The following is an 8,691-nucleotide window of genomic DNA, read 5'->3' as shown; positions in this document are numbered from 1 at the left end:
CGCGACATCTTTCGCGAAAGAGCAGCAGGGCCGGTGGCGGTGAGGCGAAAGCTGTCGCGCGCAAGCGCGCTCCTACAAGGGGTTTGCGTAGACGGGGTTGCCCAGCAGCAGGAGCTTGCCTGCCGCATCGCGAACATCGACACGGAACCAGTGGGCCTTGCCGTCGCTCTTCCAGTCGAAGGAGGCGCTGCCGTCGGTACCTACGGCCTTGTCACCGATGCGCTTGCCGTCGACGGTGGCGATCGCATGCATGCCGGTCACTGCCGTCGTGGCGACTGCAACATGCATGCTCGAGCCTTTCGCAACGGCGAGCGCATCGCCCATGTGGGCGGTGGCATCGCCGGACGTGGCGGTCACGTCCAGCGTGCGGTCTTTGGTCCCTTCGGCGTCGACGAACACATGCCCGGCGCGGATGCCGTCGAGGATGCCTTCCATGGAAAGCTCCTTGGCATGCACCACCGTGGTCGGCACGCCGATCACGCCAGCGAACTCGTCGCGTGCGCCATCGCTGCCATCGTGGCTGTCGCCGCCGCCGATGCCGGTGATGCGCACGCCCGCATTGAGCTGCTTCTCCCAGAACGGGATACCGGTCTCGGGACGGCCAGGGTCACGGCCATTGATGGCCTCGATCGCCTGGAAGCCGTGCATGTCCACCGGCTTCCGCGGCGTGAACCCGCAGCCCATGCAGGTTTCGTCGTTCGGCCGGCGCGGGTGGTTGATCGAGATCAGCCCGTGCGCCTTGGCGACATCTGCAGTGAGGGCGTTCCAGTCGGGCACGCTCGCGCTGCCCACGCGGAAATCCAGCGGCCGGGCCACGCCGAACAGGTTGGCGTGGCCTTCGAACGTGGTGATCTCGCGTGCCGGGATCATCAGCATGCTGTCGAAGTACGGCTGCAACTCACGCATCTCCGACACCTGCGACATCGTGTTGTGCTCGGAGATGGCGATGAAGTCGAGTCCGCGCCTCGCCGCCGAGACCACGGTGAGGAACAGCGGGCAGGGCACCTTCGCCGTGCCGCTCGCATTGAGGCAGCCGCCGTCGCTGTGCGCCGTGTGCATGTGCAGGTCGCCGCGGTACCAGCCGTCCACCGTCTTCAGCGGTGGCGACAGCCCGTGCTCGGGACCGAAGCCCTCGTCATCACCGGAGAACCAGACATCCGCGGTGAAGTATGCTGTGGACGTCGGGCGGATGTTGGGAATGCCCAGCAACAGCCGCCACTGCCCCGCACGGATCTCACCGGGCAGGAACGAAGCCGTCGCATCCGTCGCCGACACCGTGAAGCGCCGCTTGCTGCCACCGCTCCATCCGCGGAAGCCATCCTGCTCCGCGAAGCCACCGGGACCCAGCAGGCCCAGGTCGATGGTGGTGCGCTCTTCGCGCCCGGTGTAGGTCACGTCGATAGTGATCCGCCGCGTGCCGGCCGGTACTTCGAACGGGACCTCCCGGTAGGTGTGGATGTCCTTGCCGGAGAGGTCGCCGCGCAGCACGACATCGGGCGCACGCTCCGCCGCCGTTGCGCTGGCGACGGCGAAGCAGGCCAGGAGGAGGGCGATGAGGCCGCGCATCAGAAACGGTACATCGCGGCAGCACGGAACGAGCGGCCGAGCAACGGCCGGGCGATGAACGTGGTGGCGCCCACATCGGAGCTGGCCAGCTCGCCGGCACGGGGATTGCCCTCGGTGAGGCCCAGCGAGTTGAACAGGTTGTCGGCGTAGAAATACAGCGACAGCTGCTGGGTGGCATCGTAGCGGGCGCTGAAGTTCACCACGTGATACGCCGGCAGGCGCACCGAGTTGGCCGTGTCGACGTAGCGCATGCCCTCGTGCTCGTACGAGAACTGCAGGCGCAGGCGGTTATCCATCAGGTTCACGCCCGGCACGATCCGGTAGCTCACCTTCGGCACGCGGATCAGCTGGTTGTCTTCGTAATCGCGAAGCACCGGCGCATTGTTCACGGCCTCGGTATAGCGCAGGCCCTTGTACTTCGGATCCTGCACGGTCGCATTGAACTGCACGTCGAACCACTTGCTCGGGTACACGGTGCCCTCCAGTTCGAGACCGTAGGTCTTGCTGCTAGCGTACCCGGTCTGTGGCGTGGAGGTGTTGTTGTTCCGGTCGAAGACATAGTTCGAGAAGCTGACGTTGTCGTACTTGGTATAGAAGGCCGTCGCATACAGGTCGACGAAGCGGTCGCTGTACTTCCACCCCGCCTCGCCCAGGTCCATGGTCTGGAGCACCGGTGTCGCGGTGGGGCTGGTGATGTAGGTGCTGAGGTTCGGCAGGCGGAAGGTCGAGGTCCAGCGGGCGAACACGCCCTGGCGGGGCGAGAACTGCCAGTTCGCGCCCAGGGTCCAGCCGGTCTTGTCGAAGCTCTGGTCGTAGTGGGTGAACTGGCCGTTCCCGGTCAGCACGCTCGCCGCTGCCGGTGAGCCGCCCAGATCCACCTTGGTCTTGCCCTCGGTGTAACCCTGCACAGTGACCTTCTCCCAGCGCGCGCCGCCGTCGATGCGCAGCTCCGGGGTGACCTGCCATTCATCGGACAGATAGAGCGCGTTCGTGTTCGACTTGCCGCTGGCGTGTTCCCATTCGTAGCCGTAGCCGTAGTAGCCATGGTCGGTGAGGGAGCCGACGACATTGCCGTTCGCATCCACGCCGACGAGGTCGAGCAGGCGTGCATTGTCCTTGACGTCGAGCAGCACGGTGGAGGAGTAACGATCGAAGTCCTGCTCGAAGTTGGCGTGGTAATAGCCGAGCGTGACGTCATGGCTCTGGTCGCCGAACTCGAACTTGCGCAGGACGCGCGTGTCATTGATGAACTCGTTTACCGGCATGGTCACGCCGCGGATACCGCCCGTTACGACCAGGCCGTTGCCGTTCTGGCCGTTGACGTTGAACACCTGCGACGGGTTGTCGACGTAGCGCAGCTGCAATGCCGTGGCGCCCGGCACGAGGCCGAGGCGCTTGGCGCTGTCCTGCTGGATCAGCGAGGCACCGGTCTGCACCGCGTTCGGGAACACACCGTTACGCTGCGTATCGGTGGTGCTGTAGCGCATCGCTTCGGCGAGCTTCCAGTCATCGCCCAGGTCATGATCGAACTTGAACGACACCTGGGTACGCTTGACGTGCGTGCCTTCGCTGTTGTCGAAGTGGGACGTGCCACCGCCGGCCTCGCGCATGTCGAGGTTTTCCGTTTCCGGACCGGCCAGCGTGCCGTAGTTGCCGTTGAAGCCGGGCGCGGGGCGGATGTCGCCGTGCGGATCCGTGTACATCGGGATGCCGAGATACAGGGCGACCTTGTCGTCCATGTGCTTCACATCGAAGCTGACGTTGCCGTTCTCCAGCTGCTTCGACAGCGTGGCGCGGAGCTGGCCGCCATCATCCGCGTGGAACTGCGGGCGGCGCACGCCATCGTCGACGCGCCAGAAGCCGCCGACGCCGAGCTTCCAGCCACCGCCGATCGGCGTGCCGTACCAGAAGTCGAGCCGGTTGAGCGAATAGTTGCCGACGGTGTACTTCACGAGGCCTTCGGCGGTATCGCCGACCTGGCGCGGGATGAAGTTGATCGCACCGGCCGGGGCGTTCGAATAGAAGACGGAGGAAGGGCCGCCACGGACGACTTCGACGCGCTCGATCGTTTCATCGAGGCGGAACGCCTGGTCGGCGTTGAGGTAACCCAGTGCGGGATCGTGCTGCACGGGTATGCCGTCTTCGAGCAGCGTCACCGAGCCGTACCCATCCACCGGGATACCGCGGGCGCGGATGTTGCCCGAGGCTTCGCCACCGGAGGATTCGACCCAGAAGCCGGGCACGGATTTCACGGCTTCGGTCACGCTGGTCGGGGCCTGCATGCGCAGGCGGTCCTCGTCGATCGTGGTGATCGAATAGCTGGTCTCGGCCTTGGTCCGCGTCTCGACGCCCGAGCGAGCGGTGACGACCACGTTGTCGAGATCCGTGGTTTTCTTTTGCGGTTCGGCGTCCTGTGCGTGGGCGACGGCGGAAAGCGCGAACGCGGCGACGATCGCCGTGCGCAGCGCACGACAGAGCTGGGTATGACGCATGGTGGGGTGGAACTCCGGGATGGGTAGTACACGTGCCCACCCCGCCGCCCGGCAGGGGTTTGCCGGTACGCCGGCCTCTCCCTGGGCGCGTGATCCGGAAGAACTTATGCGTCAGTAGTGACGGACAAGTTCATGCGCGATGTCCGTGGGATGTCACGATGACCGCGAAGTTTTCCGAACGGTGACGAACGTGATGCGCGTCACAGGGCCAGCGCAACGACGATGCCGACCCACAACGCAAGGCCCACCCAGTTGTTATGCCGGAACGCCGCCAGGCACGCGTCCCGTGCACGATCGCGCATGATCCACTGCTGGTAAGCGAACAGGCCGGCGGTGATCGCCAGGCCAAGCCAGTAAGGCCAGCCCAGCGCCGAGCGCGTGCCGACCATCAGCATGGCGAGCAGGAACGTGCCCATCAGCACGCCGATGATCACGAGGTCGGCATCAGCGAACAGGATTGCCGTGGACTTCGCGCCGGCCTTCAGGTCCTCCTCGCGATCGACCATCGCGTATTCCGTGTCGTAGATCACCGACCAGAGGATGTTCGCGATGAACAGCAGCCACGCCACCGGCGGCACCTGGTTCGTGACCGCGGCGAAGGCCATGGGGATCGACCAGCCGAACGCCGCGCCCAGGACCACCTGCGGCAGGTTGGTGTAGCGCTTGGTGAATGGGTAGAGCGCCGCGAGTCCCGCGCCCGCGAAGGAGAGCAGGATCGTGAGCTTGTTCGTGAAAAGCACAAGCACGAACGAGAACACCAGCAGGGCGGCGAAGGTGATCAACGCTTCCTTCGGCGTGATCCTGCCACTGGCGATCGGGCGTCCCGCCGTGCGCGCCACCTGCGGATCGAGCTTGCGATCGGCGTAGTCGTTGATCGCGCAGCCGGCCGAGCGCATGGCGAACACACCGAGGGTGAAGATCACCAGGGGGCCGACCGGCGGGAAATCCTTCGCGGCCAGCCACAGGGCCCACCAGGTAGGCCACAGGAGCAGCAACGCCCCGATGGGGCGATCCATGCGGGTGAGCTGGAGGAACGCGTAGATGCGCTCTCGGCGGGCGGCAGGAGCGCCCCGCAGCAGGAACGCCAGGACGCGCTCGGCCGTCGTCGACGCATCCGCGGGCCGCACCCGCGCTGGGGCGGGGGCTGCGACGGGCTTGCGCGCCATGGTCGGCACCTTGCGGCGCGTGTTCTTCTTGGATGCGGGGCTCATGGCGGGGAGTCTAACCGGCTGGCCCGCGAGACCACAGGGCCGGACACGGGCAGCTTGGCTTAGACTCCCGCATTCCCTTGCGATCACCCGGCCGCGCCTTGCAGACAGACAAGATCCCCTACCGACGCCTGTTGCTCGTGCTGGCTGCCGCCTGGCTGGTGCTGAACTTCACCGTGCTGGTGCGCGGCAAGGTCTTGCCCTGGGACGCGATCTACCAGTTCTACCCCACCGTGTACTTCAACGCGCACAGCCTGCGCACCGGCGTGGCGCCGTGGTGGAACCCGTTTATCTACGGTGGGTTCGCCCAGCTGGGTGACCCGCAGGGCATGCTCTTCTCGCCGCTGCTCATGGGCTGGATGCTTCTTCCGCCGGATCCAGGGGCCGTATGGTTCTCCTGGGGCGTGCTGCTGCACATGCTGATGGGTGGCGCGGCCATGCTCGGCGTGCTGCGCCGGCATGGCGCGAACCCGCTGGGCATGCTGCTCGGCGCCATCGTGTACATGGCCGGCGGCGTGGCTGCCTCGCGGCTGGAGCACGTGCCCATCGTCATCGCCTACGGCTACGTGCCGGTGGTGTTGCTCGCGTTGCGCCGCGCCCTGGAACAGCCGGGCCTGGGGCGCGGGTGCCTGCTGGGTCTGGCCGCCGGGGCGATGGTGACGCAGCTCACCCAGGTCACGTATCTGTTCGTGCTGGTCGTGCTTGCCTATGGCGTGGTCGCCGTGGCGACGGAAGGGCGCGCCATGGATGGTCGTGGACGGATTCGTACCGCGCTGGCCCTGGGTGCCGCGCTGGTCCTGGCGTTGTTGGTTGGCCTGCCCCAGCTCATCTTCAGCTGGGCCACCCTGCAACTCTCCACTCGCTCCGACATGGCGCTGGCGCTCGCGGCGGGCGGTTCGCTCGACCCGCGCGCCCTCCTGTTCCTCGTGTATCCCAATGCCTATGGCGGCCTGTCGGATTTCATCCACGCACCCATCGATCCGGTGCAGTCCTTCCTGTACATCGGTGCCGTGCCAATGCTGGCCCTGGCAGGCCTCGTGCGCGCATGGCGGAAGCCGCGCCGACGACGCGGCATCGTGTGTTTCGCGACACTGGCCCTGTTCGCCACCGTGTACATGCTGGGCACGCGCACGCCCGTGTATGGCTGGCTGTATTCGTGGCTTCCCGGCCTCAATCACTTTCGCCGTCCCTCGGACGCGGCGTATGTCCTCAACTTCGCCCTGGCGTTCCTGGTGGCCGCTGGCGCGACGCAGCTGGACCTGCGTTCACGGCGGGAGACAGCGTGGCTGGCCGGCATGGCCTTGCTATGGCTGGTCATCGCCGGAGCGTGCTCGCGGTTCGCTCCGCATGGTGCCCCGGGCATCGCCGTCATCGTGGGTACGTTGGTGGTATGGCAGCTGCGCCGCCCCGGCAGCGCATGGCGCGTCGCGCTTTGGCTCGTCGTCCTCGTGGTCGCGGACTACCGCAGCTACAACTTCAATGGCCGGTTCAACGCGTCGTACAACGACGTCAGGCACTACCGGCGCGACCCCGCCGCGCTCTACCTCGCGGACCGGCTGCGCAGCCATGAACGCATAAGCGTTGAGTCGACCTCAGCGGCCTGGGACAACATGGGCATGTTGCTGGGCATCCGCTCGACCCAGGGCTATAACCCGCTGCGCGACGCGCTATACGAATCCTGGTACCAGCCCCGCGAGAACATCAACGTGGCCAGCGCGCAGGCGCCGTACAACGCGCGGCCCGATGCCCGCCTGGACGATCTCCTCGGCGTGCGTTACCTCGCGATCGGCCATGGCGATGCGCCGGCCACGTACACACCGCCACCCGACTACACGAAGGTAGATTCCTTCCCCTACGTCGACCTATGGCGGAACGATGGCGCGTACGGTCGCTTCCTGCGGCCGGTCGACGTGCGCTGGCTGGAAGTGGGCGAGGCACCCTCGGTCGCCGACTTCAACCAGACGGATTTCGCGCAATCCGTGTGGCTGACGCCACGCGACGACGAGGATCGGGCCACGGCCCGCGCCCGCGCCACGAAATGCACGGGGCGCGTCGAAGCCGACGTCCAGGGCTCGACCTATTCGCGCGTCGATCTCCATGTTCACTCCGCGCAGGGCGGATGGCTGGTCGCCGGCGATGTGGATCATCCGGGGTGGGGCGCCACGCTCGATGGCGCGCCGGTTCCGATCCACCGCGCCAATGGCATGTTCCGCGCGGTTTGCGTTCCGCCGGGGGATCACCAGCTCACGTTCGCTTTCGATCCGATCCGCCTGGTGAAGTACGCCTGGAAACACCGGGGCGACGGACGGGTGTCAGGCACCTGAGGTGCCCCCTGACGGCAGAAGGGGCGTCTCTCGACGCCCCCTCGGGGTCACTTCGGGTCCAACGGCTCGACCGGATCGTTATCTTCCGGCGGCTCGGGGTCGGCATCGCGTTCGGGGCGGTAGCTTCCCGGTTTGCGGATCTCGTCTTCCGGGCGGTTCTTGCCCGGTTCGGCGAACGGAGGCTGGGGATTCGTAGGGGTGAGAGGCATGGGCGGGCTCCACTCGGCTAGGTTGGATCCCAACGTAGGTTCGCAGGGGTGAAGCCCCCGGGTATGCCCCATGAAGCCCCGGTCGACGCCGGCGCGACAGTTCATGCGCCGGGGCGTACCCTTTCCCGTTGGCCACTACCCTGGAGACCCTTTCATGAAGATCCTTATCGTTGGCGCCGGCGGCACGCTCGGCAAGGCCGTTGCCGCCGAACTCGGCCAGCGGCACGAGATCATCCGCGCCGGTCGTAGCAGCGGCGATGTGCAGGTGGATCTCCGCGACGGCAAGAGCGTCGAGGCGATGTACGACAAGGTGGGCGAGCTCGACGCCGTCGTATGCACGGCGGGCAAGGTCCCGTTTGCGCCGCTGGATGAGCTGACCGAAGACAAGTACCTCGAAGGCATCAACGACAAGCTGCTCGGCCAGGTCCGCCTGGTCCAGGCCGGCATGGACAAGCTGCGCGAGCGTGGTTCGTTCACGCTGATCACCGGCATCCTCACCGAACAGCCGATCCTGGCGGGCGCCTGCGCAAGCATGGTCAACGGTGCCGTCGAGGCATACGTTCGCGCCGCCGCCATCGAGCTGCCGCGTGGCCTGCGCATCAACGTCGTGAGCCCGAACGTGCTGACCGAATCGATGGCAGGTTACGGCCCGTTCTTCCGCGGCTTCGAACCCGTCGACGCCGCGCGTGCCGCGCTGGCGTTCTCACGCTCGGTCGAAGGCCTGCGGACGGGCCAGGTCTACAAGGTCTGGTAACACCTTTGTGGGAGCGGGGGGGGGCGCCGGAAACCCCCCACAGCCCCCCCCCCAGCTGGGTGGTTAAAACAAACAAACCCCCCCCCAAATGGACCCCGGGCCGCGCCGGCGGGGGGGGGGGGAGGGCCCGGCCACCGC

At 66.7% G+C, this 8,691-nt stretch carries 6 protein-coding genes; 2 read left to right on the top strand and 4 right to left on the bottom strand.

Annotated features, from left to right (window positions below):
• Window positions 1-72: 72 nt before the first annotated feature.
• The 3 genes from ACTHLF_RS14970 to ubiA all read right to left on the bottom strand — a co-directional run bounded on the left by ACTHLF_RS14970 (window position 73) and on the right by ubiA (window position 5,185).
• The gene (locus ACTHLF_RS14970; protein WP_440328185.1) at window positions 73-1,566 is read right to left on the bottom strand and encodes a CehA/McbA family metallohydrolase; all 1,494 of its coding nucleotides are present in this window, start codon (window positions 1,564-1,566) and stop codon (window positions 73-75) included.
• Window positions 1,566-4,058, bottom strand: a complete 2,493-nt coding sequence (locus ACTHLF_RS14965) for a TonB-dependent receptor (protein WP_440328183.1) — start codon at window positions 4,056-4,058, stop codon at window positions 1,566-1,568. Before ACTHLF_RS14965 ends, ACTHLF_RS14970 begins: the two co-directional genes overlap by 1 nt.
• Before the next feature lie 200 nt (window positions 4,059-4,258).
• A complete protein-coding gene (gene ubiA, locus ACTHLF_RS14960) occupies window positions 4,259-5,185 on the bottom strand; it encodes a 4-hydroxybenzoate octaprenyltransferase (RefSeq protein WP_440328187.1) in 927 nt (308 codons plus the stop codon).
• 182 nt (window positions 5,186-5,367) lie between these two features.
• Here ubiA and ACTHLF_RS14955 point away from each other — a divergent pair, with 182 nt between their 5' ends.
• Window positions 5,368-7,590, top strand: coding sequence for a hypothetical protein (locus ACTHLF_RS14955; RefSeq protein WP_440328181.1), 2,223 nt, complete (start codon window positions 5,368-5,370; stop codon window positions 7,588-7,590).
• A gap of 47 nt (window positions 7,591-7,637) precedes the next feature.
• Here the strand turns inward: ACTHLF_RS14955 and ACTHLF_RS14950 are convergent, their stop codons facing one another.
• Window positions 7,638-7,799 (bottom strand): hypothetical protein, encoded by a 162-nt coding sequence (locus ACTHLF_RS14950; RefSeq protein ID WP_440328180.1) that lies wholly within the window; start codon window positions 7,797-7,799, stop codon window positions 7,638-7,640.
• Between the two features lie 154 nt (window positions 7,800-7,953).
• On the opposite strand from ACTHLF_RS14950, the gene ACTHLF_RS14945 reads away from it, so the two are divergent.
• Window positions 7,954-8,553 carry a short chain dehydrogenase gene (locus tag ACTHLF_RS14945; protein ID WP_440328178.1) on the top strand — a complete coding sequence of 200 codons (600 nt, stop codon included), beginning with the start codon at window positions 7,954-7,956 and terminating at the stop codon, window positions 8,551-8,553.
• The last annotated feature ends 138 nt before the right edge of the window (window positions 8,554-8,691 follow it).

Origin of the sequence: Luteibacter sp., assembly GCF_051958795.1 — a bacterium.
In the GTDB taxonomy this organism is placed as follows: domain Bacteria; phylum Pseudomonadota; class Gammaproteobacteria; order Xanthomonadales; family Rhodanobacteraceae; genus Luteibacter.
The sequence above is the reverse complement of the archived record's forward strand: the minus strand, read 5'-3'. Positions and strand labels throughout refer to the sequence as shown.

Excerpts from the sequence above, each read along its gene's own strand:
- ACTHLF_RS14945 (WP_440328178.1), top strand. The coding sequence starts at position 7,954 with ATGAAGATCCTTATCGTTGGCGCCGGCGGCACGCTCGGCAAGGCCGTT.
- ACTHLF_RS14950 (WP_440328180.1), bottom strand. The coding sequence starts at position 7,799 with ATGCCTCTCACCCCTACGAATCCCCAGCCTCCGTTCGCCGAACCGGGC.
- ACTHLF_RS14965 (WP_440328183.1), bottom strand. The coding sequence starts at position 4,058 with ATGCGTCATACCCAGCTCTGTCGTGCGCTGCGCACGGCGATCGTCGCC.
- ACTHLF_RS14970 (WP_440328185.1), bottom strand. The coding sequence starts at position 1,566 with ATGCGCGGCCTCATCGCCCTCCTCCTGGCCTGCTTCGCCGTCGCCAGC.